Genomic DNA, 1,358 nt, shown 5'->3' on the forward strand with positions numbered 1-1,358 from the left:
ATGGTGTGCCGCAATCTATTTAGATGCGAATAGTAGCTGAGACGGCCGAAATCCACCACCGCCCGGCCACCTGCCTACGCACCCGGACCCACGCGAAATCAGCCGTCACAGAGGGCCGTGGCAGCTACCTTGTCGCTGGCCATGGAGAACTTCTTGTACGCGGCCGCGTCATCGAGGTCCACTCCGGGGCCTTTGGTCACCGACATTTCGACGCGCCTGCCTCTCTCAGTTGTGCTGTACATCTCCGAGAGATAGCCGGCAACACCACCGTCGTGGCCGACAACGTCGCAGCCGGGCTCGAGCGGGCCGTGCCCCAGCCCGAGACCGTAACCGGGATTCGGTCCAAAAGGATGCCCCTTACGCATTTCGGCAAGTAACACGGGCGTGAGGAGCCTGCCGCCCAGTAATGCGGTCATGAAGGTATCGAGGTCTCGGGTTGTGGAGACGATCTCGCCTGCGGCATATATCGCTGACGGATTCTGATCGGTGACGTCGACGACCGTCACGACGCCATCCCCCAGGTACGACGTGTAGCCATGGGCATGGGGACCGGGGATGCCGGTCCAATGCCCCGGAACGGTCGTGCCCCACAACCCGAGCGGCACCACGATGCGGCCGTAGATCTGCAGGGCGTAGGGCGTGCCGGTGATCTTCTCGATCAGCAGGCCGACCAGAATGTAGTTGGTGTTGGAGTACGACCAGCCGGTACCCGGCGCGAATCGAGCGGGCTTGGACAAGGCGAACCGCACCAACTCCTCCGGCTGATAATCACGGAAGAGGCTGTCCACGCCCGCCTTACCCTCCGACGGGAAAAACCCGGGCTCCATTGTCCCATCGGGATTCCGGTCTCCGAGGTCGTTGAACAATCCGCTGGTGTGCTGCAACAGCATCCGGACGGTGATCCGCGGATCCAGGCCGAACTGCGGCAGGTAGCGGTCCACCGGATCGTCCAATCCGAGCCTGCCTTCGCCAACCAGCTGCAGCAGCACCGTGGCCGTGAAGGTCTTGGTGATACTGCCGATCCGGAATTGCCCGTCGGTCGGCACCCCGTCGGGACGGCCCAGCTCCGTCACCCCGGCGCTACCGGCCCACTCACCGTGCTCATCGTGCACGCGCATCTGCACGCCAGCGGCACCAGCGGCAACCACCTCGTTCATCGCCTGTTGCAGCGCCACACGGTCCACCCCCGCCGGCGCGGCCATCGCGTCGGTCCCGGTCGAGCCCGCCAGCATAGTGATCGCGAAGATCGCGACAACAATCCGTCGCATGGATCGCATAGATCGACACCCCCGCTGATGTGAATCCCTCGCCGTCAACCGTAACCCGTTGTGCCAGTACTGAAAAGCCTCGGACAGCTG

The 1,358-nt window shown here is 63.8% G+C and carries 1 protein-coding gene; it reads right to left on the minus strand.

Annotated features, from left to right (window positions below; genetic code table 11):
• Positions 1-98 precede the first annotated feature (98 nt).
• Positions 99-1,358: serine hydrolase domain-containing protein (locus tag ACIA76_RS43745; protein ID WP_397161502.1), on the minus strand; the 1,260-nt coding region annotated here is incomplete at its 5' end.

The sequence above is a fragment of the Nocardia sp. NPDC051570 genome, assembly GCF_044454005.1.
Classification (GTDB): Bacteria; Actinomycetota; Actinomycetes; order Mycobacteriales; family Mycobacteriaceae; genus Nocardia.